This is a genomic window from Wolbachia endosymbiont of Nomada ferruginata, from assembly GCF_001675785.1.
Taxonomy (GTDB): domain Bacteria; phylum Pseudomonadota; class Alphaproteobacteria; order Rickettsiales; family Anaplasmataceae; genus Wolbachia; species Wolbachia pipientis.
The window spans coordinates 1-723 of record NZ_LYUY01000181.1 but is presented as its reverse complement, the minus strand read 5'-3'; the positions used below and the strand labels follow the sequence as shown (position 1 = coordinate 723).

Below are 723 nucleotides of genomic sequence, written 5' to 3'. Positions count from 1 at the left end.
AAGTGGCATAGTAACAGCACGTGGAGGGATGACCTCGCATGCTGCTGTTGTAACCCGTGGAATGGGTAAGCCATGCATTTGCAGTGTGAGTGGACTTTATATCGATAAAGATGGAACTTTCTTTTCTGTAGGGGATACAAAAGTAAATAAAGGTGAACCAATTACCATCAACGGAGGAACAGGGGAGGTTATGCTTGGCATTCTCCCTACAATTTCACCTGAATTATCGCAAGAATTCAAAACGGTAATCAACTGGATAGATGAAATCAAAACGGTCAAAGTGAGAGCGAACGCTGATACTCCAAAAGACGCAAAAATTGCAAAAGAATTCGGTGCAGAAGGTATAGGCTTATGTCGCACAGAACATATGTTTTTCGCTAGTGATAGAATCGAATTCATTCAAAAGTTGATAATAGCTGACGATGAAAATGAAAGGGCAAATGCGCTCATTAAACTAGAAGAAATGCAAAAGTCTGATTTCAAAGAAATATTTTCTATTATGGAGGGCAGGGAAGTCACTATACGGTTGCTTGATCCACCTTTGCATGAATTTTTACCCAATGATCAGTCTACTATAGAAAAAATTGCCAAATCACTTAGTAAGTCAGTTGAGTCAGTAAAAAATAAAATAGCACAGTTATCAGAAAAGAACCCAATGCTTGGCCATCGAGGTTGTAGACTTGCCATTTCTCATCCTGAAATATATAGCATGCAGATTAGGGC

The 723-nt window shown here is 39.1% G+C and carries 1 protein-coding gene; it reads left to right on the top strand.

Translation table 11 applies throughout. The annotated features are described in order from the left end of the window. A partial coding sequence (locus tag BA053_RS06345; RefSeq protein WP_245611632.1) for a putative PEP-binding protein occupies nucleotides 1-723 on the top strand: 723 nt, incomplete at both ends.